The organism is Pseudomonas sp. CBS, assembly GCF_024734645.1.
GTDB lineage: Bacteria > Pseudomonadota > Gammaproteobacteria > Pseudomonadales > Pseudomonadaceae > Aquipseudomonas.
In genome coordinates this window covers 74799-98927 of sequence record NZ_CP102929.1, presented here as the reverse complement: position 1 = coordinate 98927, position 24129 = coordinate 74799, and the positions used below count along the sequence as shown (strand labels likewise).

Sequence of the window (24129 nt, the reverse complement as noted above, 5' to 3'; positions counted from 1 at the left end):
AGTCAGCTCATTCAGTCTTTCTGGTCACGCAACACGTTGCCGGATGCGCCATCGATACGGAACTCATAGACGATGCCATCCGACTTGCGCCCCTCACCTTCCCAATAGCCATCGTTATCGGCTTCGATCTTGTAGATCTCGAGGTAGCCGGCCTTGGTCTTGGCGGTTTCGATGGCTTTTTCAATGGTGATCCAGCCTGCACCCGGTTTGTCCGCCAGGGCGGCACCGGCACTGAGCAGGGCCGAGGTTGCAACGATGGCGGCTAAGGTTTTCTTAAGCATTTTCGTACTCCATACAGGGATTGAATGTTAGCTGTCCTGATTTTTAGGGCCTTGCAGACGAGAATTAGTTCCAATTGATGTGCAATCGCCATGATGGTTGTTCTCGCCGTCCTGCTGTGGAGGTTAGAATGTGGGAAATCAGGATGAGTTAATGACAGATAAGTCCCTATCAGAAGCCGAATATGACGCCATCACCGATGCCGCTGCGCACTGGTGCATGCGTCTGCATGCCAGCGATTGCACGACGGCCGAGCGTCGAGCGTTCGAGCAGTGGCACGATGCGCATCCACTGCATGCCTTCGAATACGCGGCCATGCTGGAAATCTGGGACGTTGCCGATCACCTGCCCCGCAGCGAACCGGCCCCTGCCAGGGTCCGACTCCAGCCCCGCCGCCGTTCAAGCAACTACGCAGTAGCGGCGGCGATAGGCCTGTTGGCCTTGCCACTCGCGGCCTTTACCGGCTGGGAAGCCGGATGGTTGCCCAGTTCCTATAAGCATTACGAAACCGAAAACAGCCTGCGCCAGGTCACCCTCGATGACGGCAGCCAGGTTGAACTGAACCTGGGCACCGAGCTGGTCTACAGCAATTACAAAGACCAGCGCCGGGTCACCCTGAAAAAGGGCGAGGCGTTTTTCAACGTCAGCCATGACCCGCAACACCCCTTTATTGTCCACGCCGGAGACGGGCAGGTTCGGGTGACCGGCACTCAGTTCAACGTCTGGAAATACGAAGACCATGTGCGGGTCATGCTGCTGCAAGGCTCGGTGCTGGTGAGCAGCGATGACGCCCACAGCGGCCTGCGCCTGTCGCCCGGGATGCAGGCCAGCTACAACCATGGCGACGCCAGCCCCCTGGCCCAGCCGATTGCCCCGGGCGACACTGCCCTGGCCTGGCGTGACGGCAAGCTGATCCTCGACAACCTGGCCCTGGCCGACGCGTTGCCGCTGATCAACCGCTACCTGAGCAAACCGGTGATGCTGGCCGACGCCGACACCGGCGCGATCCGCATTGGTGGCATCTACAACATCAACGAGGTATCCAACCTCGTCCCCTCCTTGCCCAAGGTCCTGCCGGTCTACCTGACCCAGAACCAGGACGGCAACCCCGTACTCAATTCGATCCCGCGTAAAACACCCAAGGGCTGACCCTGGAGACAGGGCGCCTGCCCTCCTCCACGGCTGTTCTTCGCCTGGAACTGTCCACTTTTGAAACACTTGCACCGGCTGAGCTGACAGCCGGCTGCGGGCTGCCAGGTTTATGGCAGCCAGTGTTTCATTCCTGAGACAGCTGCCAGGCGAGTTGAATTCAGGCCTGTTGTCTCACCTTTGAAACACATCCCGCCGACCTTTCTTTTTCATCGACCCCAACTCATTGAATCCCTTCATAAAATCAAAAGCGGCACAGCTCCTGCTCTATTCCTGACAGCGCTGTTTAGGGTCAGCGCCAAGAATAAGGAACGCCGTCGTGAAGACACTTCATACAGGCTCATTGAGCCTTCTGCTGATCAGCTGTGTACTGAGTACCAGCGTGAGTCTTCCGGCGCTCGCGGGTGACGGCACCATCGTGGTGGGTCGCACCGTACAGGGCCACATGGCTGGCCGCTCCTCCTTTGCCCCGGATCGCAACCCCAGCACAGTCAATGCCAACCCCTCCAAACAAGTGTTGAGCGCCACGACCGGCGAACTCAGCGATCTCGATATCGCCGGGGTCAGCAGCGGTTCCAGTATTACCCGCGCCATGATGCCCGGCGGCAACCTTCCCGGCCTGAGTAACAGCCTGGGCGCAAGCACCTCAACCCTGGGGGCCGGCGCATCCGCTGGCCATGGCGGTGGCGGCAGCAGCATGGCTGGGCAGATCAATGGTTCGATCCAGCGGGGCATGGCGCCGCTGAACAACATCGGCAGCATGATGGGGGGCCAGTGATGAATCGCTCCTGGCTGATCATCGCCGCACTGAGTTGCACATCGGCCATGGCCGACAACAACGCAACGATCAATAACAGCGGCCAGCAATACAGCGGCGTCGCCTCGGTCAACCAGTCTGCCGGTAATCAGCAACAGCAGATCAACAGTCGCGCCATCGTCGTCGGCGGGCAAGCCCACGATTCACTCGTGCAGAAACTCGATGGCAAGGTCGATGCGTCCCTGAACGCCAACGCGGCGATCCAGGGCTCCTCTTTCAGCAATGGCAACGGTGTGCTGGGCGTCAATCAGTCGGCCGGGGCCAATACACAGATGATCAATGCCGTGCGGATCAGTATCAATCCGGGTCCGCAAAGCATCGATGACAGCGTTTTGTCGCAGCAGAACACGACGCTGTTAACAGACTCAGGGCTCACCCCCACCACTGGCAGCCGCCAGGTCGTTACCAGCGACCAGGCCTTCACCGGCAGCCGAGGAGTGGTACAGGTGAACCAGAGTGCGGGGGTGGGGAACCGAGTGGCTAACACCCTGGCTATCACTATCAAGTAACAGCTTGATCAGTGTTTGTTCGTTAGACCGTACCAACACTTAACCAACTAATTAGAAGCAAGGAGATACACCATGAAACCTACAATGGCTCTTAAACCACTGGTTTTCGCTCTGACTGCGCTCATGGCTGTTGCTGCACAAGCAGGTGGTAGCGGTGGCGGCTGGCACCCAACCCCAGTGGCTACCGGCACCGTGGCTGCCGTCGTGACTGATACCCAAGTCAGCAAAGACAACAAATTCGACGACACCAAAACCACCAACAACGCCTCAGCCACTGGCTCGCTTAACGGCCATTCCGGCAACCTGGGCGCCAACGCCGCTTCGGGCTCGGGCAACGAGCAGGACAATGCTGCTGCGATCACCAGCAGTGCCGATGATGCTGCTTCGGTATTTGCCATCGCCGACATTTATCAGGAAAGCAGCAACAACAAGTTCGACAACAAAGGCACGCAAAACAACGCGTCTCTGAACAACTCGGCCAACAACAGCTCGGGTAACACCGGTGTCAACGTTGCAGCCGGTCAAGGCAACCAACAGAAAAACAACCTGGCTATCGTGACTGCCGACGGCAACAACGTAGCCGCTGCTTCCAACACCGAGCAACAATCGTTGGACAACCACTTCCTCAACGCAGCCGCGACTACCCATGGCTATGGTGGCCAGTCTACCTATGTCAGCAACAACGCCAGCCTGAACAACTCTGGCAACTATGGTTCCGGCAACATCGGGCTCAACGTGTCCGCAGGTTCCGGCAACCAACAAAGCAACACCCTCACACTGGGCAGCGGTTGCACCCAATGTGCAGCGGGCAACGGCGTACGCTTCTGATGCAATGGGGCCTTGGCGACAAGGCCCTTTTCTATTTCCAGTGTCCAACAGGTCAGACGATCATGCGCCTCGTGACGCTCACCCTCTTGTTAATGCTCACCGGCCCGGCCTGGGCAGGGCAAATGGCAATTTCCGCCATGCCCGGCGGTGCGGTGATATTCAAGAAGGTCGAGAGCATTCGTGAGCGCCGCTTCGCCAACCTGGTGGAACAGAAGACCGATTTCAGCTGCGGTGCCGCGGCACTCGCCACCATCCTGCGTCAGGCCTATTGGCTGGACGTCGACGAAGCACACATCATCAAAGGCATGCTGGTGAACGCGGACCAGGACCTGGTACGTACCCAAGGCTTCTCCATGCTGGACATGAAGCGCTACCTCGAAAGTATCGGCATGCGTGCCCGGGGCTACAAGATCGGGCCGGATACCCTGGTCACCGTGAAAATCCCCGTCGTGGTACTGCTGGAAATTCGCGGCTACAAGCACTTCGTGGTCATGCAGCGCGCCGACAAGGACTGGGTCTATATCGGCGACCCGGTGCTGGGGCATAAACGCTATTCGCGTGACGACTTCGTCAAGGGCTGGAACGGCATCGTTTTCGCCGTACTCGGTGAAGGCTACGACAAGACCAACATCCTGCTCGACCCACCCACACCCCTGACGGCGAAAAACAAAATGAATGAGTTCAGGCCCGTGGGTGATGCAGAGCTGATGGACTTCGGTTTTATCCAGAGCGACTTCTTCTAGAAGCGCAATAAGGAGCAGGACGCTCCAGGAGCCAAAGATGAACACCTACCGCTGGCTTACGGTTATGTACCTGGTAGCCTCAATGCCTGTTTATGCCTCCTCCGGATTTAAACCGATTGAAGTCAAGGATTCGGAATTGGCGGAACTGCGTGGGCGCTATGTGATGCCTGGGCGGATTATCAGCTTTGGCATCGTGATGAGCAGCACCTGGACCAACGCTGTTGGCGACTCCATCACCGGCAAGGCCACCATGCAGATCGACTCGTCCACTATCACCCCTCAATTCTATGTACAAACCACTGGCGGGACGGGCACCGGGACCGGTCAGACTACCGGCACAGGCATTGTGACGGGCGGCGCCGGACTGGGCACCGGTCAGGGTGTGGTGCAAAGCGTGCGCGCTGCGGGCGACGGCAACACGGCGACCAACAACGTCGGCATCAACATCAACGAAAATGGGCTGGCACCGGCCAACCTTGTGCAGTCAGGGCAAGTGCTGGTGGCCGGCGGTACAGTCACGGGTACCAGTGGAGCTGGCAACGTCAGCGTCTCAGCCGCCAATGGCGGCCTGCAAATGGCTATCCAAGCCAATCACAACCAAGGTAATAGCGTGCAGCAAATCGGCGGCGGCAATGTGCTACAGGGCACGGTTTTGCAGGGCAACAGCAATTTTGTTAACAACATGACCCAACTGAACGTGGTCATGGGCAGCAACGGCCTGAGCAATGGTGCATTGAACTGCAACCTGGACCAACTCAAAGGCCTACGCACCCTTGGTTATTGAACTACGCTGTGCCTCGACACTTGCGCATTAGAAAGGGACGGCTTATTTCATGCATCGATCGCTATCGTTACGTGCCGTAATTTGCTTGAGTACGCTCCTGCCCGCATCCATGTTGTATGCCGCGCCGGACACCGACATCGACACCTTGAAAAAGGAACTGCTGGAACTCAAGCAACGCTACGAAGTGCAGCAAAAAGCACTGGCGGTGCTGGAACAACGGGTACGCCAGGTTGAAGAACAGCCGGCGGCCCCGCCTCCCAAACGCCTGGCCAAATCCCCGGCAGACTTCCAGAAAGGCGGCACCACGGTGGCCGGAAACACCCCCGGCGTCGGTGCGGCTGCCGCCTCGGGCGGTGCAGGTGGCGGCGCATCCTACGGGCAGTCGCTCAAGGACGACTCGGCCCCGGCACAGAGTGTGAGCAACCTGTACAACGAGGCGAGCGGTTTCTTCGGCGATGGAAAATTCAGTTTTGAAACCGGTATTACCTATGCTCGTTACGATGCCCGTCAGTTAACCCTCAACGGCTTTTTGGCGCTGGACTCGATCTTCCTGGGCAATATCAACCTGGACCGGATCAAGGCCGACAACTGGACGCTGGACTTGACCGGGCGCTACAACCTCGACAACCGCTGGCAATTCGATGTGAACGTGCCGGTGGTTTATCGTGAATCGACTTATCAATCCGGTGGCGCCAATGGCGGTGCCGGTACGGCGACGTCAGAGGAGTCGGTCAGTCGTGATCCGACGATTGGCGACGTCAACTTCGGTGTGGCCTATAAATTCCTCGACGAGACGGCCAGCCTTCCGGATGCCGTGGTGTCGCTGCGCGTCAAGGCGCCTACCGGTAAGGAACCGTTTGGTATCAAGTTGGTACGTTCACCCAACAACACCAACCTTTACGTGCCAGAAAACCTGCCGACCGGCAACGGCGTCTGGTCGATTACGCCGGGGATTTCCCTGGTCAAGACTTTCGACCCGGCGGTGCTGTTTGGGTCGCTGTCCTACACCCACAACTTCGAAGACTCATTTGACGACATCAGTTCCACGGTCAATGAAAAAGTCGGCGGCAAAGTGCGCCTGGGAGACAGCTTCCAGGTCGGCGTCGGCGTGGCCTTTGCGCTCAACGAGAAGATGAGTATGTCGTTTTCGGTCTCCGACCTGATCCAGCGCAAGAGCAAGCTGAAGCCGGACGGCGGCGACTGGCAGTCGGTGGTGTCCAGCGACGCCAACGCCGGCTACTTCAACGTCGGCATGACGATTGCGGCAACCAACAACCTGACGATCGTACCGAACCTGGCCATCGGCATGACGGATGATGCGCCGGACTTTACCTTCAGCCTGAAATTCCCGTACTACTTCTAAACAGAACACTGTAGGAGCGAGCTTGCTCGCGAAAAACCTGAGAGCCACGCGGGGAACCATAAACCCCGCGTTATCGTTCACGAATTTCGCGAACAAGCTCGCCCCTACAGACAAGGAAAAGCCCCGCAACGATAAGGGTCGTTGCGGGGCTTTTCGGTTTACCCGCCCTAGCGGATCTGGTGTTTGTGCAGCAACCGGTAGAACGTCGGCCGGGAAACCCCCAGCACACGGGCCGCGACACTCAGGTTGTCGCTGTGCCGGTTGAGCACATCGCACAGCGCCTGGCGTTCGGCACGGTGCTTGTAATCCTCCAGTGTAGCCATCGGCAGCGCGATTGCCTGCTGGCTTTGCAGTCCCAGATCAACGGCTTCGATTTGCCGCCCTTCAGCCAGTACCAGGCCACGCCGCACGCGGTTGGCCAACTCCCGTACATTGCCCGGCCAGGCGTGCTCGCCCATGGCCACCAGCGCGTCTTCACTGAAGCTGCGGGGACGCCGGCCGGTTTCCTGGCTGTAGAAGTGTGAAAAATGGTTGGCCAGCATCGCCACGTCACCATGGCGTTCGCGCAACGGCGCGGTCACCACTTGCAGGACGTTGAGCCGGTAATACAAGTCTTCCCGGAAGGCACCTTTTGCAACGGCGGCTTCCAGGTCGACGTGGGTGGCCGCCAATACGCGCACGTCCACCGGAATCGGTTGGCTGCCGCCGACGCGTTCGATCTGTTTTTCCTGGAGAAAACGCAGCAGGTTGGCTTGCAGCTCCATGGGCAAGTCGCCGATCTCATCGAGAAACAGGGTACCGCCATGCGCCGCCTCGATCCGCCCGATCTTGCGCTGATGGGCACCGGTAAAGGCACCCTTCTCATGGCCAAACAGTTCGGACTGGATCAAGTGCTCGGGGATCGCCCCGCAATTGATCGCCACAAACGGCTTGGCGTGGCGCTGGGATTGGCGATGCAGGGTGCGCGCCACCAGTTCCTTGCCGGTGCCGCTGTCGCCGCGAATCAATACCGGGGACTCCGTCGGCGCCAGTTTGGCCAGCAGCTTGCGCAGTTCACGAATGGGGCGGCTGTCGCCCAGCAACTCGTGCTCCGGCTGGCCGGCAGGCGCGTTGTTGCCCTTGCCCCGCAGGCGCGCCATGCCAAAGGCGCGGCCCAGGGTGACTTGCACCCGGGACACATCGAACGGCAAGGTATGGAAGTCGAAGAACCACTCGCAGACAAAATCGCCGACATTTTGCAGGCGCAGCACTTCCTGGTTAAGCACGGCGATCCACTCGGTGCCGCTACGGCTGATCAGTTCCTTGACCGCTTCGGGCCGCTCCAGATGAAACGGCTGCAGGCGCAACAATCCCACGTCGCAGGAGCGTTCACCCACCGACTCGAGGGCACAGCTGTCCACGTCCCACCCGGCGGTGCGCAAACCCGGTAATAGCCCGTGGCAGTCATCACAGGGATCGACCACAAGCAGACGGCGCGGCGCAGGTGCAACAATCATGACTATTCCTTGGCGTCAAAATCGTTAAAGTTATTCAAAAACAGTTATTTGGAAAGCCTGCCGGCAACACTAGCAAGATTTTGACGCGACCTTTGTACCCATTCGTTATAAGGCGCGCACAAACCCGCCCTTTTCTAACAGTCGGGTGCGGTCAAATGTCGCGGCGTAACTTTCATGAGGCTTTCAACATAGCCCCTTACATGACTTTAATCAGGGAAAGTTAAAAAATCTTCTTCTAACATGTGACCCGTACCCGGTGATCGTGCATCAGTACAAGTAACCAGTCGTTAGGCACGCCCAACCAACGGCTTCACTTGAATGGGCATTTAGAGAGAAGACCCCATGAACGCCCCGCTCCGCATCAACGAAGCTCTTTTGATCGCAGACCGTGCTTTCCAGCCCTTTCAATGTGTGGCCTGGCACGACGGCAACGGCGCCCTGAGCCTGAGCGTCATCGACCGCACCAATACCCGTATCGGTAGCAAGCAGCTGTCTTCCAGCACTTATTCCGACCCGGCACAGCTCGAAGACTTGCTGTTGCAGGCCCGCGCTGAACTCGATAAAGATGGCTATCAGTTGCAATCCTGGGCAATGCCCAAGTAACTGAAACTCCAGTGGGACGGCACCAGAAAGTGTGCCGTTTGACGGCGCAGTATATTGACCCGCACTAACACGAGTAGATAGTCAGCTATGCAAGTTGCAACTTTGCATAGCCGACTACTTATTAGTGGGGTTGCCAATCAATCGGCCGAGAGAATAAACCGCTCTATGGCTTCCGCCGCACCGTCGTCGACATTACTGCCGGTCACGACGCTGGCCTGGCGCTTGACCACTTCTTCGGCCTGGCCCATGGCAATCGACCACCCTGCCACGTGAAACATCGCCGGGTCATTGCCGCCATCGCCGATGGCGGCGGTCTGTTCCAGTGGCACACCCAGGTGTGCAGCCAGGGTCTTCAAGGCTTCGCCCTTGTTGGCTTTCATGGCCGTCACATCCAGGAACACCGGCTGCGAGCGGGACACCTGAGCCAAACCCTCGACTCTCGGCTGCAACTGCGCCTCAAGTTCGATCAGCAGCTGGGTATTGGTACTGGCCGCCACAATCTTGTCGACCCGATCCAGGAACGGCTCGAAACTCTCCACGACGATTGCCCCATAACCCAGGCCATGTTCCTCGCGAACCGCCATGGGCCCGCCAGGATCTCGGCGCAGCCAGTCACCGTCGGCAAACAGCCAGACTTCCACGTCCGGCTGCGGCGTAAACAAGGCCAACGCCACCAGCGCCGCTTCTGCCGGCAAGTGATGCGCCACCAGAATACTGCCGTCGGGATTGACCAGCGTGCCGCCATTAAAGCCGGCAATGGGCACATCGATGCCCAGTGCTTCGACCTGCTGACGCATGGCCTTGGGCGGACGCCCACTGGCCAGGCTGAAAAACACCCCGGCCGCGCGCAAGGCGCGAACCGTATCAATGGTGCGTTGGCTGAGGCTGTGATCCGGATGCAGCAACGTGCCGTCCATATCACTCAACACAAAGCGGATGGGTTGACTCGGCAAGTCACTCATCCGAGGCTGTGCCAGGTACGGCCATCGCGGGCCAAGAGTGCATCGGCTGCCGCCGGACCATCTTCGCCTGCCTTGTAGGCCTGGATCCCGTCATCCTGTTTCCACGCATCGAGGAATGGCTGCACGGCACGCCAGCCGTTTTCGATGTTGTCGGCGCGTTGAAACAAGGTCTGGTCGCCGGTCATGCAGTCGTAGATCAGGGTTTCGTACCCCGTCGACGGCTGCATTTCGAAGAAGTCCTTGTAGGCAAAACCCAGTTCCACGTTGGCCATGTCCAGGGTCGGCCCGGGCTTTTTCGCCAGCAGGTCGAACCACATGCCTTCGTTCGGCTGGATCTGGATCTTCAGGTACGTCGGCTTGAGTTCATCGACCTCGGTATCACGGAACTGCGCGTAAGGCGCCGGCTTGAAGCAGATGATGATCTCGGTGTCGCGAATGCTCATGCGCTTGCCGGTGCGCAGGTAAAACGGCACACCCACCCAGCGCCAGTTGTCGATCATCACCTTGAGGGCGACGAAGGTCTCGGTGCTGCTGTCGGGCGCAACGTTGGCCTCTTCGCGGTAACCCGGCAGTTGCTTGCCGGCGACTTCACCGGCGGTGTACTGGCCACGCACCGAGTTGGCCCGTGCGTCTTCCAGCGACCAGGGCCGTATGGCCCCGATCACCTTGGCCTTCTCGCCCCGCACCGCATCGGCGCCAAAGGCGGCTGGCGGTTCCATGGCGACCATCGCCAGCAGTTGGAACAGGTGATTGGGCACCATGTCCCGCAGCGTGCCAGTGTGTTCGAAGAAGCTGCCACGGGTTTCCACGCCGACGGTTTCGGCGGCGGTGATTTGCACGTGGTCGATGTAGTGGTTGTTCCAGAACGCCTCGAACAGCACGTTGGAAAAACGGCTGATCAAGATGTTCTGGACGGTTTCCTTGCCCAGGTAATGGTCGATGCGATAGATCTGCTTTTCGCTCATCACTTTGAGCAGGCAGGCGTTCAGTGCTTCGGCAGTGGCGAGGTCGGAGCCGAAAGGCTTTTCGATCACCACCCGGCGGAACGCCTCCGGGGTTTCTTCCAGCAGGCCGGCAGCGCCGAGGCGCTGCACCACTTCGGCAAAGAAACGCGGCGCGGTGGCGAGGTAGAACACCGCGTTACCGGTGCCACTGTCAGCGATCTTCTTGCCGATGTCCGCGTAGGTGCCGTCGTCGAGAAAGTCACCCTCGACGTAGCTGATGCCCTTGGCCAACTGAGCCCACAATTGCGGGTCCAGGGCGTCATCACCCTTGCCCTTGACCTTGCTGGCGGCCTCGGTGCGAATGAAATCCTCGAGTTTCTTGGCGAAATCGGCGTCGCTGATGGCGTTGTGATCAACGCCCACGATGCGCAAGCCGTTACCCAGCAGTCCATCACGACTGAGGTTGTACAGCGCCGGCATCAGCAGGCGCTTGACCAGATCACCGTGGGCACCAAACAGAAACAGGGTGGTGGGCGGAGCGGGTTCGGCCTTGGGTTTCTTGCCGTTGGCGGTCATTTTTTGGGCGTCTCCACATGGCCGCCAAAGCCGAAGCGCATGGCAGAAAGCATTTTGTCGCCGTAAGTACTTTGCTGGCGGGAGCGGAAGCGCGCGAACAGCGAGTTGGACAGCACCGGTACCGGTACCGATTGCTCCATGGCGGCTTCGATGGTCCAGCGGCCTTCGCCACTGTCGGCAACCGAGCCGGAATAACCGTCGAGCTTCGGATCGGTGGCCAGGGCATCGGCGGTCAGGTCCAGCAGCCAGGACGACACCACACTGCCACGACGCCAGACTTCGGCGATGTCGGCAACATTAAGGTCGAAGCGCTGGTCTTCCGGCAGGTTTTCCGAGTTCTTGGTCTTGAGGATGTCGAAACCTTCAGCGAAGGCCTGCATCATCCCGTACTCGATGCCGTTGTGGATCATCTTGACGAAGTGCCCGGAACCGGCAGGCCCCGCGTGGATATAGCCGCGCTCGGCACGGCTGTCGGCTGCAGCAGAACGGTCCTTGGTGCGCGGAATGGTCCCCAGGCCCGGCGCCAGGCTTTCGAAAATCGGGTCCAGCAGTTTAACGGTCTCGGCGTCGCCGCCGATCATCATGCAGTAGCCGCGCTCAAGGCCCCAGACGCCGCCGGAGGTGCCGACGTCGACGTAGTGCAGGCCTTTTTCCGACAGGGCCTTGGCCCGGCGGATGTCATCCTTATAGAAGGTGTTGCCGCCGTCGATGATCACATCACCGTCTTCCAGCAGATGGCTCAATTCTTCAATGGTGTTTTCGGTCGGGTCGCCTGCCGGCAGCATCACCCAGATCGCCCGAGGCTTTTGCAGCCCGGCCACCAGGCCCGCCAGGTCGGCAACGCCCGTGGCGCCCTCGCCTGCCAGACCTTTTACGAATGCTTCATTGCGGTCGTAAACCACGGTGGTATGCCCATTGAGCATCAGGCGCCGCGCAATGTTGCCACCCATGCGGCCTAGTCCAATAATCCCCAGTTGCATGTGCTGATGCTCCTTACTACGAATAAATGTGTGACACAGTTTATAGCGCAATGAGGCTAATGAGGGTTAGTCCAGAGCGGATTGGCATAGTTTCATGACAAAAAGTGGCCATCCTTTAGCCTTCAGTGGGAAAAAAGTCACAGAGACCGTCAAAAATAAAAAAGTTCCCTTCGCTTAAAAAAGAATTCAGAATTGCGCCGACTGTTGCCGAGAGCCTCGAATCAAGCGCTCTGGCACCGCGATACACCGGCTATTTGCGAGGTAAGCAATGAGCACTGCACACATGACCCGTCCGCCACAGACCCTCTACGTCACCATTCGCCGTGATGAATTGCGCCAGTTGAAAGACGAACGCGACCAACTGCAACAGGAAGTCATGCGCCTGCGTTCGCACTTGCAGGGTCAGCTCAATCAGCCGTCCGGCACCCAGCCCGCACTTTGCTGAACGTGAGCTGAACGAACCGTTCAGGAATAACTCACGAAGTTTTCACATCCTCATCCCGATACTCCCGCCGAATCGGGCCGCGCCACGTGCGCAGGCCCTCTGTTGGCGTGCATCCCTGTGCGTCAACACTGAAAAATTATCGGGTTGGAGCGCTGGATGGCGATGTTCAAACGCAGCACTACGTCTGCGAAAGGTTTTGATTGGGCCGGCCTCGGCTGGATGTTCCTGTTCTTCTGGTATTTCTCGGGCATTACCCAACTGCTGATCCAACTGACCGGCACCTCCGGCTTCAGCGGTTTTCGCCAGGCATTTTTCATGAGCGCCCTGTGGCTGGCGCCGATGCTGTTGTTCCCGCGTCGCGCGCGCCTGGTGGCAGGGTTGATTGGCGTGGTGCTGTGGGCCTGTTCCATGGCCAGCCTGGGTTATTTCTTCATCTACCAGCAGGAATTCTCCCAAAGCGTCATCTTCATCATGTTCGAGTCGAACATCTCTGAAGCCGGCGAGTACGCCACCCAATACTTTGCCTGGTGGATCGTGCTGGCGTTCATTGCCCACACGGCCATGGCGGTTTTCCTGTGGACCCGTGTACGCCCGGTTTACCTGCCACGTGGCCAGGCCATGCTGGCGGCAGCCGCCATCGTGATTGCCATCGTCGGCTACCCGCTGGTCAAACAGATCGCCAAGAGCGAGACCATGGAACTGGCCATCGATCGTTTCGAGACCCGCATCGAGCCTGCCGTGCCGTGGCAGATGATCGTCGCCTACCGCCGCTACACCGAACAACTGGACAACATGCAAGGCATGCTGACCAGCGCCAGCAAGATCCCGCCCCTGACCAACCTCAAGGACAGCATGGCCGGCCAGCCGTCGACCCTGGTGCTGGTGATCGGCGAGTCCACCAACCGCCAGCGCATGAGCCTGTATGGCTACCCGCGCAACACCACCCCGGAACTGGACAAGCTGCGGGATCAACTGGCGGTGTTCGACAACGTGATCACCCCGCGCCCGTACACCATCGAAGCGCTGCAACAGGTGCTGACCTTCGCCGACGAAGAAAACCCGGACCTGTACCTCAAGACCCCATCCATCGTCAGCGTGATGAAGCAGGCCGGCTACAAGACCTTCTGGATCACCAACCAGCAGACCATGACCAAGCGCAACACCATGCTCACGACCTTTTCCGAACAGGCCGACGAGCAGGTGTACCTGAACAACAACCGCAACCAGAACGCGCGCCAGTACGACGGCGACGTACTCGAACCGTTTGCCAAGGCGATGTCCGACACCGCCGAGCGTAAATTCATCGTGGTACACCTGCTGGGCACCCACATGAGTTACCAGTACCGCTACCCGCCGACCTTTGACAAGTTCACCGATCGCCAGGGTGTGCCTGCCGGGGTCAGCGACGCGCAGCTGCCGACCTATAACAGCTACGACAACGCGGTGCTGTACAACGATTTCGTGGTGTCGAGCCTGATCAAGGACTACGCCAAGACTGACCCGAACGGCTTCCTGCTGTACCTCTCCGACCACGGTGAAGACGTCTTCGATTCGGCCGGCCACAGCACCCTGGGCCGTAACGAAGGCAAACCGACGGCGCCGATGTACACCATTCCGTTCATGGCCTATGCATCGCCCAAGTGGCGTGAAAGTCATGACTGGAGCTTTGGCGGTGACTTGCAGCGGCCGTACAGCAGCTCGCAGTTGATCCATACCTGGGCCGACATGGCGGGGTTGAGTTTTGATGAACTGGACCACAGCAAGAGCCTGGTCAGTGACAGCTTCAAGCCGCGGCCGCTGCTGATTGGCAATCCTTATGAACGCCAGCAAAAGCCCTTGATTGACTTCAGCCTGATCAAGCCGAAGAAAATCGACTCGACTGAAGTGGTCATCAAGTAGGCCCAACACCTGGGTTTCACCTGCGCAATGCGGTGAAACCCGACGTGGCCTCCAGCACAAAGATAATAATTATTCTCGTTTAGCGCTAAAGTTCCCCACCTCCTTTCGTCTTTGAGCCAATGGCATTTTTCATAGACGACAAGGAGTTCGCCGCGATGTTCGCGCCTATTACCCGTTCCATGACCTTGACCCTGGGCCTTTTCAGCGTGGCGCTGAGCCCGGACCTGCTGGCTGAAAACGATCCTGAAAAGGAATCGCACCCGCCGGCCAATGCCCTGGAACTGGGCAGCACCCGCATCACCGCCGACAGCCTTGGCGCCAACACCGAACACACCGGTGCCTACACCACAGGCTCCATGAGCACCGCCACCCGGTTGAACCTGTCCATCAAGGAAACCCCGCAGTCGGTCTCGGTGATCACCCGCCAACAGATGGACGACTTCAACCTCAACACCCTGACCGAGGTGATGCGCCAGACCACCGGCGTGGTGGTGCAACACCTGGACTCCGACCGGGTCGGCTACTCCTCACGCGGTTACGGCATCACCAATTTCCAGATTGACGGCATGCTCAACACCTTCGGCCGCATGAAGTCAGATGCCGACACCATCATCTACGACCGGATCGAAGTGGTACGCGGCGCCACCGGCTTGACCACCGGTGCAGGCGACCCTTCGGCCACGGTCAATATGGTGCGCAAACGTCCGACGGCCCAATGGCAGGCAAAGACGGGCATCAGTGGCGGCTCCGATGACAATTACTACAGCTACCTGGATGTCGGCGGCCCCTTGGCGTTTGATGGGCGCCTGCGGGGCCGCACGGTGCTCGCCTACCGTGACACCCAGTCCTACCGCGACAACTACGCGCTGCAACGGGAAGTCGGCTACGGCATCCTCGAAGGCGACCTGACCGACGACACGGTGCTGGCGGTGGGCTTTGATTATCAGAACAAGCACGTGCAGGGCACCGCGTGGGGCACCTTGCCGTACTGGAACAGCGACGGCAGCAAAGCCAAGCTGCCCCGCTCCGCCAACATTGCGGCCAAGTGGAGTTCCTGGCCGCTGAAAGACGAAACCACCTTCGCCACCCTCGACCATCGGCTGGCCGGTGACTGGCACCTGAAGGCCGCCTATACCCACCGCGAAAGCGACACGGACGGCAAGGTGTACTACGGCGGCTCAGGCTTCCCCAATGCCGACCGCAGCGGCATGACGGCCTGGACCAGTCACATGCTCGGCACGTCGAAAATGGACGTGGTGGATTTGAACCTGGCCGGGTCCTACTCCCTGCTGGGTCGTGAGCACGAATTGATGGTGGGTTATGGCGAGTCCGAACAACGCGACTCTTCGCCACACCTGCGCGACGGTCCGGTGCCGAAGAATTACACCAGCATTGAGGACTGGAAACACATGGGCGGGATCGGCAAATTCCCGGACTCCAACACCGGCCTCAAGGGCGAACAAGGCAGCACTCGCCAAAAGGCCGGCTACCTGGCCACCCGCCTGAGCCTGACTGACCGCCTGCATGCCGTGTTGGGCAGTCGTTATGGCAGTTGGGAGATCGAGAGCACCACGTACAACTACCACGAGGACACCGACCAGTACCTCGGTGCAACAAAATCCAGCCAGACCCACAACGACATGTGGACGCCCTACGCCGGCCTGCTCTACGACTTGACCCCGGAGTACACCGTCTACGCCAGCTACACCGATATCTTCAACCCGCAAGAGCAGCGTGACGCCGGCAAGCAATACCTGGAGCCGGTGGTGGGCAGCAACTATGAAGTGGGCATCAAGGGCAGCCTGCTGGAAGAACGCCTGAACCTGGCGGCCGCGTATTTCTGGAGCAAGCAGGACAACGTCGCGGAACTGGACAGTTCGACGCCACCGGATCCAGACACCGGCGAGATGTTCTACGGGTCCGGCGGCAAAGGCAACACCGTGCAGGGCTTCGAGATAGAGGTGTCCGGAGAGGTGCGCCCCGACTGGAACCTGACCGCCGGCTACACCTACACCCACTCATTGAACGGCGACAAGCAACGCAATAACACCCACCTGCCGCTGAACCTGCTGCGGGTGTCCACGGCCTATCGCCTGCCCGGCGAATGGCATGCACTGACAGTGGGCGGCGCGGTGAATTGGCAGAGTGATTTCTACGACGTTGCCTATCGCCCCGTGGGTAGGGATTCCAGTGGAACGTTGATCAGGGAGCAGACCCGAATCACTCAGCAGGCCTATACCGTGGTCAACCTGATGTCCCGCTATGAGTTCGATAGCCACTTGTCGGCGTCACTTAATATCAACAACCTATTTGATAAAAAATATTACGAACGTGTCGGCTTTTATAACGGCGTGTATTGGGGAGACCCGCGCTCCATCAGCCTTGCACTGGATTGGAAGCTCTGAATTCATCGCGGCGAAAGAGTGGAAGTTAACGAAATCGTTAACTTTCGGTCAGCGCGAGGTTAACCCTTACTTAATATCATGGGTCCACAGTCTCCCCATCCCGCCGCTGATCACACTGCGCGGAACCCAACACACTTAATGAGATACTGCCATGAAAATTTCGACTGTTATCCTTGCCGGCCTGATGACCATGACCTCCGTAGCCGCCTTCGCAGAAGGCGGTTCAGAGCGCTCGAAGGAGTTCTACAACAACTTCACCTTCGTTCAGGAACAGACTCACGGTGCCGCCCAGCAAACAGCGATGGCTGACGGCAAGACTGCAAAACCTGCCACTGCCGACCAAACTACCACGACACCTAATACCTGATTTACCCGTAATACCCTGTGCTATTCCGCTCTGATAGCCAAGGTTTATTTGGCGCCACTTGCTGGCGCCTTTTTTTGCCTTTAATTAAATAAACATTAATTAAAGCGGCTTGTTCCAAAACAACATGCGGCCATGCTCCGCATCAAATACAGCGTCTTCGAAACCAAACTTGCGATACGCCGACTGCGCCACGTCATTGCCTTCAAGCACTTCGAGGGTGATCTTGCAGCAGCCGCGCTGGCGAGCAATTTCCTCGACCTTTTGCAGCATCTTCTGGCTCAAACCCAGGCCGCGGAATTTGTCCATGACCACCACGTCGTGCACATTGACCAGCGGACGGCAAGCAAAGGTGGAAAACCCTTCAAAGCAGTTCACCAGACCCGCCGGCGTGCCGCCGACAAATGCCAGCACGCTGAACGCATGGGCACGCTTGGCCAACTCCGCCGGCAGTTGCTGCAAACGGTCGGCCGGCAGGCTGTGGCCACCGCCCATGGGGTCTTCGGCGTAATGATTGAGCACCAGGCCAATGGCCTCGGCGTGTACCGGATTGGTGTAGCTGGCTTGCAGCACCAGGATGTCTGGGGTGTCCATTTCCTTCCTCGTTAACGGTGCAACAGGGACTCGGTCCCCGTAAAAGGGATCGATTGTAAGCATGGAGCAGGCATTAGATGAAGGAGATTAACTACATTTGCCCGCGTGAAAGCGCGCCAGGTTCGCCAAACCGCGCCAGTTGCATCTCCTGCAAGCGACTCAGGGTGCGGCGAAAAGGAAACTCCAGGTAACCCTCGGTATAGAGGCTTTCCAGGGGTACTTTGGCCTCGATATACAGCGGCACCTTGCGGTCGTAGCACTCGTCCACCAGGGCGATGAAACGCCGGACGCTGTCGTCATGCACCGACAGTTCCGGCAGCTCCCGGTCACCGGCATCCACCCGTTCGGCAGCATCTTCGGTGCCACGGGCGATTCGTCCCGGACGCTTTTGTGCGCTTAGATTCGGCACCTCGCCCAGCAAAATCGCCTTGAACCGATCACACAGCAGCATGAAATCCATGGCGGCCAACGGCCGTTCGCACAGGTCGGCATAACGACACCACAGCACCGTCTCACTGGACTGTACTGCCACGATGGAGCGGTAGCCGACCGCAACCGGCGCGCTGCTTACCGCCTGCCCATGGCTCAACTGGCGAAACACCTCGGCCAACGCGTCGGGCTGATCGACCCAATAACGTTGCAGCGCGGTCCCCGGATGCAGGCGATGATCTTCCCCGCCATCCACTGCCACCACCCGCATATGCTGTTTGATGGCCTCGATTCCCGGCAGGAAACGATCGCGATTGAAGCCATCGGCGTACAGCTGGTCCGGTGGCTGGTTGGAGGTGCAGACCATCACCACGCCTTCCTCGAACATCACCTGGAACAGCCGGCCAAGAATGATCGCGTCACCAATGTCATTGACGAACAGCTCATCAAAACACAGCACCCGCACTTCCCGGCTCAGTTCACGGGCCAAGGCCTGCAAGGGGTCGTGGGTGCCCGTCAGTTGGAACGAGCGCTGGTGCACCCAGCCCATGAAGTGATGGAAATGCTGGCGCCGGGCAGGCACTCGCAGGCTTTGGTAGAACTGGTCCATCAGCCAGGTCTTGCCCCGGCCGACCGGCCCCCACAGGTACACCCCGGTGATAGGCCCATGCCCATGGTGCAGGGCTTGATGGCAATCTTGCAGGGCTTGCACCGCCTCACGCTGGGCGTCGTCGGGGACGAAACCCTGTTCGGTGATAGCGTGCTGGTAGGCGGCGAGTGGCGAGTCGAAAGTCATGCCCGGCAGTATGCCATGACGGCTACAGGGAAATATCCAATCGGGAAATCTTGCCCTGCTCATTGAGGCGGAAGGTGTAACGCAGCTCCAGTGGGCTGCCGGGAAAGCTGCCGGTGATCAGGTTGCTGACCAGCACCTTGCCGGTGCGGTGCTGCACATTCAGCACCTGGACCTTGGGCTGGTAACGGCGCCCGGTGTCTTCCATCCAGCGAGCAATGGCCGCGGTACCGACCTGGTGCTCGCCTTCGTCGAACACGTTGGCATCTTCGGCAAAATAGTCGGCGACCAAGGACGTGTCGCCGGCATTCGCAGCGGCAATGTAGGTTGCAATCGCCGGGGCCAGTTCGGGGGTGGGTTGGGACATGGTGACAGCTCCTTGTTAGTGATTTATGGAGCCATGCTAAAGCAGCGTTGTGTCAGTTCTTGTCAGGAGTGAATGGCCCGGATTCGTTCTGTTCCATCAGCTTGCGCCAGGCCCGCAACCAGTCGCTGCGCCGCCCCGGATAACGCTCGCCGTGAAGGCTGGCAGCGGCCACCCGGTCGGTGCGGAAGGTGCGATAGGCACCGCGCAATTCGCACCACGCGACGATCACCCGCACTTCGTTGAGAAAACCCAGGGCCAGGGGCCAGATCAGGCGCTGGCTGGCGGTCTGGCTGGCGTCGGCGTAATCGATGTGCAGCTTGGCCTGGCCGCGAATGGCCTCGCGAAACACGTTCAGAGGCACGCGATTTTCCGGGTAGCCGAACCCTGGCGGGCCGGGCAGCAGGGTCGGATTGCGCAACGCTTCCTGGGCCGCAGGATCAAGCACGTCAGCAATCTTCGCCAGGGCATTCGCCGCCGCCTGGCTCAGTACGTCATCACCGCGCTGGTCGACATACCGCAAGCCCAGCACGATGGCTTCGGTCTCGTCGGCATTGAGCATCAGCGGCGGCAGGAACAGGCCTGCACGCAGCACATAACCCACGCCCGCCTCGCCATAGATCGGCGCGCCCAACGCTGTCAGCTCGGCGATGTCGCGGTACAGCGTGCGTTCGGATATCTCCAGTTCCGCCGCCAGCACGGCGGCCGTCACCGGGCGTTTCTTGCCCCGCAGGACTTGCAACAAGGTCAGCAGACGGCTGGTACGCGACACGTTGATCACGCTCGAAAAAAGGAAGGTGGCGAAGCTTAGCAGAGGCCTCTGTCAGAAAGTGTCAGGAGCAGGCGCCCTGCCCTTCAACGGCAAAAAAAGCCGCTTGACGAAAAATATGACTCACATCATATTAAATAGATGTTGCAAAACATTTAAACCAAACCACAGCGTCAGGAGTTCTCGTATGCGCAATAAAGTCTTTGGCCGTCGCAGCGGCCTGCGGGTTTCGGAGCTGGCCCTGGGCACCGCCAACTTCGGTACAGGCTGGGGCCACGGCGCCGAGCGCGAAGAATCCAAGCGGATTTACGACGGCTACCTTGAGGCCGGCGGTAATTTCCTCGATACCGCCAACGGCTACCAGTTCGGCCAATCGGAAGTGCTGCTCGGCGAGTTTATTGCGTCGGAACGCGACCGCCTGGTGATCGCCAGCAAGTACACCTTGCGCACCCAGCCTCAGGACGAAGGCACCCTCAAGCTCGGCAATAACCGCAAGAACATGGTGCGCGCCGTCGAAGAAAGCCTGAAACGCCTGAACACCGATCACATCGACCTGTTCTGGGCGCATATCAGCGACAACGTCACGCCGATGGAAGAGATCCTGCGGGGTTTTGATGACCTGGTGCGGGCCGGCAAGATCCACTACGCCGGGCTGTCCAACTTCCCCGCCTGGCGCATTGCCCGCGCCGACCTGCTCGCCGAAGTGCGCGGCTTTGCGCCGCTGGTAGCGATCCAGACCGAATACAGCCTGGCCGAACGCACAGCCGACCGTGAGCTGCTGCCCATGGCTGAAGCCCTGGGTCTGGCCGCCACGTTGTGGTCACCGTTGGGGGGTGGTTTTCTCACCGGAAAGTATCGCAACAGCCAGGAGGATACTCGCGCCAGCAAGCTGGGGATTCTGGTTCACGCGGAAAAAAGTGCCCGGGAAACGGCAGTGCTCGACACCCTGCTGGCCGTCGCCGGTGAACTGGACGCCACGCCGACGCACATCGCCATCGCCTGGCTGCGGGAAAAGGCCCGTCGCTCCTCCACCGCGCTGATTCCGATCCTGGGGCCGCGTACCCGCGAACAGCTGGATGGCACCCTGGGCGCGTTGAGTGTGCAACTCTCGGCTGAGCAAGTGGACCGTCTGGATGCTGCCAGCGCGATACCGCTGGGGGTGCCCCACGAGATGATCGCAGAGCGCTTCCCACGTTATACCGACGATGATGCTCAGGACCTGCGCTGGCCGCCGGTTATCTAAGACCCATTGTGGCGAGGGAGCTTGCTCCCGCTGGGCTGCGTAGCGGCCCCAAAATCTTGGGAGCGCTGCGCACTCCAGCGGGAGCAAGCTCCCTCGCCACAGATGCAGTACTCAGCCTCAGTTACGCAAGGCTTTTGCTCACCACCTCAAACACATCGCTGGAGAGCTCGCCCGAAGCGCGAATCCGCTCCAGTTCGCCTTTCATCAGCGCCTGCCGCGCGCTGTCGTACTTGCGCCAGCGGGTCAACGGCGCCAACTGCCGCGAAGCAATCTGCGGGTTGAAGCCGTTCAACTGGATCACCAGGTCGGCCAGGAACCGATAACCCGAACCGTCCGCCGCGTGGAAGTTGATCAGGTTCTGCCCGGCAAACGCGCCCACCAGTGCCCGCACCTTGTTCGGGTTCTTGATGTTGAACGCCGGGTGTTGCATCAGCGTCTTGACCCGCTCCAGCGCGCCCGGCAAACCACTGCCGGCCTGCACGCTGAACCACTGGTCCATGACCAGCGGGTTGTCCTTGAAGTTCTCGGCAAACACCGCGAGGGCCTTGGCCTTCTCTTCTTCGAACGGCGAGTTGACCAGCACCGCCAAGGCCGTCAGGCGCTCGGTCATGTTGTCACACGCGTCGAACTGCTCAAGGGTCGCCGCCAGCACTTCCGGCTTGCCGCTGAGCATCAGGTAAGACAGCGCGATGTTCTGCAACGCGCGACGGGCGAAGTGTTCCGCCTCGGCCACGTACGGGGTTTTCTTCGACAGGTCACGGTTGGCCTGGTAGCGCAGCCACAAACCTTCGAACAGGTGATCCGCCAGTTGTTTACGGGCGAACTCGCGGGCCGCGTGGATGGCGTCGACATCCGCCACTTCGCTGATTTCAGTCAGGTAGGCTTCGCTCGGCAGCGACAGCATTTCCGCAACCATCGCCTGGTCCAGGCTTTCATCGCTCAACACGCTGCGCAGTGCGGTGATCAGGCGCTGATCCAGCACCAGTGCCTTGCCCTGCTGATGCTGGGCGATCAGCTCCTGCAACACCTGCACCGACAGTTGCTGGCCGGCGTCCCAGCGATTGAAACCATCGCTGTCGTGCTGCATCAGGAACATCAATTGGTCGCGGTTGTACGGGAAGCTCAGTTTCACCGGCGCCGAGAAGCCACGCAGCAGAGACGGCAGCGGATGTTCGGCAATGTCGACAAAGGTAAAGGTCTGCTCGGCTTCGGTCACCGAGATCACCCGGGACGTGGCGCCCGCCGCGGCTTCACCGGCCAGGCGCAAGGCGATACCCGCGCCCGTGCTGTCCAGCAGGCCCAGTTCAACCGGAATCACGAACGGCAGTTTCTCTACTTTGTCCGGGGTTTCCGGGCAGCTTTGACGGAAGGTCAGGCTGTAGGTTTTAGCCGCCGCGTCATAGGACTCGCTCACCGCCAGGCGTGGTGTACCGGCTTGGCTGTACCAGCGCTTGAACTGGGTCAGGTCGGCGCCGTTGGCGTCTTCCATGGCCTTGATAAAGTCGTCGCAGGTCACAGCCTGGCCGTCGTGGCGTTCGAAATACAGGTCGCTGCCCTTGCGGAAGCCTTCGGCGCCGAGCAAGGTCTGGATCATGCGGACCACTTCCGAGCCCTTTTCGTACACGGTCAGGGTGTAGAAGTTGGAGATCTCGATAAAGCCGTCCGGGCGTACCGCGTGGGCCATCGGGCCAGCATCTTCGGCGAACTGGTGCGTGCGCAGGTAGGCCACGTCCTGGATACGCTTGACGGTGGCCGAGTTCATGTCGGCAGAGAACTGCGAATCACGGAATACCGTGAAGCCTTCCTTCAGTGAGAGCTGGAACCAGTCGCGGCAGGTCACGCGGTTGCCCGACCAGTTGTGGAAGTATTCGTGGGCGACGATCGCCTCGACACGCTGGTGCGCGGCGTCGGTGGCGGTTTCGGCGCGGGCCAGCACGGCGCTGGAGTTGAAGATGTTGAGGCCCTTGTTCTCCATGGCGCCCATGTTGAAGTCGTTGACCGCGACGATCATGAAGATGTCGAGGTCGTACTCGCGGCCATAGGCTTCTTCGTCCCAGCGCATGGACTTCTTCAGGCTGTTCATGGCGTGCTGGCACTTGTCGATGTTTTCCGGCTCGACATAGATGCGCAGCGCCACGGTGCGCTCGGTCATGGTGGTGAAGGTGTCTTCGACGCACCACAAATCACCGGCCACCAGTGCGAACAGGTAAGCCGGTTTCTTGAACGGGTCTTCCCAGGTCGCCCAATGCCGGCCATCTTCGCCAGGGCCGGAAGCAATCGGGTTGCCATTGGACAGCAACACCGGATAGCTGTGCTGCTCGGCGATCACCGTGGTGGTGAACACGCTCATCACGTCCGGGCGGTCCAGATAATAAGTGATCTTGCGGAAACCTTCGGCCTCGCACTGGGTGCAGAACATGCCGCCGGATTTGTACAGGCCTTCCAGGGCGGTGTTGGTTTCCGGGTGGATCTTCACCGTGGTGTCGAGGGTGAAGGTCGCGCTGGTGGGGTGCACGGTCAGGTGGCTGTCGCTCAACTGGTAGTCGGCGTCAGTCAGTTCCTGGTCGGCCAGGTTTACCGACAGCAGCTCCAGCTGCTGTCCGTCCAGCACCAGCGGCGGCAGGCCGGCGCCGCGCTCAGGGTTGCGGCGCATCACCAGCTGCGCGTGGACCAGGCTATGGTCCTCGAACAACTCGAAGGTCAGGTGCGTCTCGTCGATCAGGTAGTCCGGCGCCTGATAGTCCTTCAGGTAAATCATCTTCGGCTGTTCGGTGCGCATGTCTGTCGTCCT

The 24129-nt window shown here is 59.7% G+C and carries 23 protein-coding genes and 1 pseudogene; 13 read left to right on the top strand and 11 right to left on the bottom strand.

The genetic code is table 11. The annotated features are described in order from the left end of the window. Window positions 1-11: 11 nt before the first annotated feature. On the bottom strand, window positions 12-281 hold the full coding sequence (locus tag NVB75_RS00385) for a PepSY domain-containing protein (protein WP_258345300.1): 270 nt from the start codon (window positions 279-281) through the stop codon (window positions 12-14). 151 nt (window positions 282-432) lie between these two features. On the opposite strand from NVB75_RS00385, the gene NVB75_RS00380 reads away from it, so the two are divergent. The 7 genes from NVB75_RS00380 to NVB75_RS00350 all read left to right on the top strand — a co-directional run bounded on the left by NVB75_RS00380 (window position 433) and on the right by NVB75_RS00350 (window position 6472). Continuing rightward, entirely contained in the window at window positions 433-1428 is a 996-nt protein-coding gene (locus tag NVB75_RS00380; protein WP_258345299.1) for a FecR family protein, read from the top strand. Between the two features lie 319 nt (window positions 1429-1747). Beyond that, complete coding sequence (locus NVB75_RS00375; RefSeq protein WP_258345298.1) at window positions 1748-2206, top strand: hypothetical protein; 459 nt, start codon at window positions 1748-1750, stop codon at window positions 2204-2206. Beyond that, window positions 2206-2754: an adhesin gene (locus tag NVB75_RS00370; protein WP_258345297.1), complete on the top strand. Its 549-nt coding sequence runs from the start codon at window positions 2206-2208 to the stop codon at window positions 2752-2754. The genes NVB75_RS00375 and NVB75_RS00370 overlap by 1 nt, the downstream gene beginning before the upstream one ends. Before the next feature lie 72 nt (window positions 2755-2826). Further along, window positions 2827-3582 (top strand): hypothetical protein, encoded by a 756-nt coding sequence (locus tag NVB75_RS00365; RefSeq protein ID WP_258345296.1) that lies wholly within the window; start codon window positions 2827-2829, stop codon window positions 3580-3582. Window positions 3583-3644: 62 nt separating this feature from the next. Beyond that, window positions 3645-4325, top strand: coding sequence for a C39 family peptidase (locus NVB75_RS00360; protein WP_258345294.1), 681 nt, complete (start codon window positions 3645-3647; stop codon window positions 4323-4325). Window positions 4326-4362: 37 nt separating this feature from the next. Beyond that, window positions 4363-5109 carry a hypothetical protein gene (locus NVB75_RS00355; RefSeq protein WP_258345293.1) on the top strand — a complete coding sequence of 249 codons (747 nt, stop codon included), beginning with the start codon at window positions 4363-4365 and terminating at the stop codon, window positions 5107-5109. 49 nt (window positions 5110-5158) lie between these two features. Beyond that, complete coding sequence (locus NVB75_RS00350) at window positions 5159-6472, top strand: hypothetical protein (protein WP_258345292.1); 1314 nt, start codon at window positions 5159-5161, stop codon at window positions 6470-6472. Here NVB75_RS00350 and NVB75_RS00345 read toward each other — a convergent pair. Then, a pseudogene (locus tag NVB75_RS00345) lies at window positions 6470-6568 on the bottom strand (outer membrane lipoprotein carrier protein LolA); the annotation flags it as partial. The gene NVB75_RS00350 and the pseudogene NVB75_RS00345 overlap by 3 nt on opposite strands. 71 nt (window positions 6569-6639) lie before the next feature. Further along, entirely contained in the window at window positions 6640-7968 is a 1329-nt protein-coding gene (locus NVB75_RS00340) for a sigma-54 dependent transcriptional regulator (protein WP_258345291.1), read from the bottom strand. Between the two features lie 342 nt (window positions 7969-8310). Here NVB75_RS00340 and NVB75_RS00335 point away from each other — a divergent pair, with 342 nt between their 5' ends. Beyond that, window positions 8311-8571, top strand: coding sequence for a hypothetical protein (locus NVB75_RS00335; RefSeq protein ID WP_063029505.1), 261 nt, complete (start codon window positions 8311-8313; stop codon window positions 8569-8571). A 137-nt stretch (window positions 8572-8708) separates the two neighbouring features. Here the strand turns inward: NVB75_RS00335 and NVB75_RS00330 are convergent, their stop codons facing one another. Genes NVB75_RS00330 through gnd form a run of 3 tightly spaced genes read right to left on the bottom strand, consistent with a single transcriptional unit; the run spans window position 8709 to window position 12057 of the window. Next, the gene (locus NVB75_RS00330) at window positions 8709-9533 is read right to left on the bottom strand and encodes an HAD family hydrolase (RefSeq protein ID WP_258345290.1); all 825 of its coding nucleotides are present in this window, start codon (window positions 9531-9533) and stop codon (window positions 8709-8711) included. Continuing rightward, window positions 9530-11053, bottom strand: coding sequence for a glucose-6-phosphate dehydrogenase (gene zwf, locus NVB75_RS00325; RefSeq protein ID WP_258345289.1), 1524 nt, complete (start codon window positions 11051-11053; stop codon window positions 9530-9532). The genes NVB75_RS00330 and zwf overlap by 4 nt, the downstream gene beginning before the upstream one ends. Then, window positions 11050-12057 carry a phosphogluconate dehydrogenase (NAD(+)-dependent, decarboxylating) gene (gene gnd, locus NVB75_RS00320; RefSeq protein WP_269458737.1) on the bottom strand — a complete coding sequence of 336 codons (1008 nt, stop codon included), beginning with the start codon at window positions 12055-12057 and terminating at the stop codon, window positions 11050-11052. Before gnd ends, zwf begins: the two co-directional genes overlap by 4 nt. Before the next feature lie 244 nt (window positions 12058-12301). On the opposite strand from gnd, the gene NVB75_RS00315 reads away from it, so the two are divergent. The 4 genes from NVB75_RS00315 (at window position 12302) to NVB75_RS00300 (ending at window position 17149) form a co-directional block, all read left to right on the top strand. Further along, complete coding sequence (locus NVB75_RS00315) at window positions 12302-12478, top strand: DUF6026 family protein (RefSeq protein ID WP_177046542.1); 177 nt, start codon at window positions 12302-12304, stop codon at window positions 12476-12478. Between the two features lie 156 nt (window positions 12479-12634). After that, window positions 12635-14377: a phosphoethanolamine transferase CptA gene (locus NVB75_RS00310; RefSeq protein ID WP_258345284.1), complete on the top strand. Its 1743-nt coding sequence runs from the start codon at window positions 12635-12637 to the stop codon at window positions 14375-14377. A 155-nt stretch (window positions 14378-14532) separates the two neighbouring features. Further along, on the top strand, window positions 14533-16782 hold the full coding sequence (locus tag NVB75_RS00305) for a TonB-dependent siderophore receptor (RefSeq protein WP_258345283.1): 2250 nt from the start codon (window positions 14533-14535) through the stop codon (window positions 16780-16782). A gap of 151 nt (window positions 16783-16933) precedes the next feature. Next, window positions 16934-17149, top strand: coding sequence for a hypothetical protein (locus NVB75_RS00300; protein WP_076014847.1), 216 nt, complete (start codon window positions 16934-16936; stop codon window positions 17147-17149). A gap of 99 nt (window positions 17150-17248) precedes the next feature. On the opposite strand, the gene NVB75_RS00295 is transcribed toward NVB75_RS00300, so the two are convergent. The 4 genes from NVB75_RS00295 to NVB75_RS00280 all read right to left on the bottom strand — a co-directional run bounded on the left by NVB75_RS00295 (window position 17249) and on the right by NVB75_RS00280 (window position 20098). Next, entirely contained in the window at window positions 17249-17740 is a 492-nt protein-coding gene (locus tag NVB75_RS00295; RefSeq protein WP_258345282.1) for a GNAT family N-acetyltransferase, read from the bottom strand. Window positions 17741-17831: 91 nt separating this feature from the next. Then, entirely contained in the window at window positions 17832-18965 is a 1134-nt protein-coding gene (zapE, locus tag NVB75_RS00290; protein WP_258345281.1) for a cell division protein ZapE, read from the bottom strand. A 22-nt stretch (window positions 18966-18987) separates the two neighbouring features. Continuing rightward, window positions 18988-19329: a nuclear transport factor 2 family protein gene (locus tag NVB75_RS00285; protein WP_258345280.1), complete on the bottom strand. Its 342-nt coding sequence runs from the start codon at window positions 19327-19329 to the stop codon at window positions 18988-18990. Window positions 19330-19381: 52 nt separating this feature from the next. Beyond that, window positions 19382-20098, bottom strand: coding sequence for a YafY family protein (locus NVB75_RS00280; RefSeq protein ID WP_258345278.1), 717 nt, complete (start codon window positions 20096-20098; stop codon window positions 19382-19384). A gap of 184 nt (window positions 20099-20282) precedes the next feature. Between NVB75_RS00280 and NVB75_RS00275 the strand changes: the two genes are divergently transcribed. Beyond that, a complete protein-coding gene (locus NVB75_RS00275; protein WP_258345277.1) occupies window positions 20283-21338 on the top strand; it encodes an aldo/keto reductase in 1056 nt (351 codons plus the stop codon). A gap of 121 nt (window positions 21339-21459) precedes the next feature. Here the strand turns inward: NVB75_RS00275 and pepN are convergent, their stop codons facing one another. Beyond that, on the bottom strand, window positions 21460-24117 hold the full coding sequence (gene pepN, locus NVB75_RS00270) for an aminopeptidase N (protein WP_258345276.1): 2658 nt from the start codon (window positions 24115-24117) through the stop codon (window positions 21460-21462). Between the last annotated feature and the right edge of the window lie 12 nt (window positions 24118-24129).